Genomic DNA, 295 nt, shown 5'->3' on the forward strand with positions numbered 1-295 from the left:
CTTCGACACCGGTGAACGTGGTTTTGCCGGCGTTGCTTCCGGCCGCGCTTGGTATAACAACTACGGCGCTGTCAACCTGGACATGGGCTTTGGTCGCGGACGCTATGGCTTCCGCGTGGCCGCCGGGTGGGAAGCCGGTGCATACCTGAAGATCGCCGACATTAACATCGCGGGCCTCGAGGCGGGTATAAACGGTGAGCTGAAAGGCTTCTACGACTACCCGTCCCGTTATCTGTCGTTCGAAGGCTCCCTACGCGCCAAGCTCATTGCATGGATCGGCGCATGCGACCAGCAG

1 protein-coding gene is annotated in these 295 nt (G+C 60.7%); it reads left to right on the plus strand.

The features are described 5' to 3' along the window. Nucleotides 1–295: hypothetical protein (locus KK062_RS30260; protein ID WP_254088116.1), on the plus strand; the 295-nt coding region annotated here is incomplete at both ends.

It is taken from the genome of Dawidia cretensis (genome assembly GCF_018598175.1).
In the GTDB taxonomy this organism is placed as follows: Bacteria; Bacteroidota; Bacteroidia; order Cytophagales; family Cyclobacteriaceae; genus Ohtaekwangia; species Ohtaekwangia cretensis.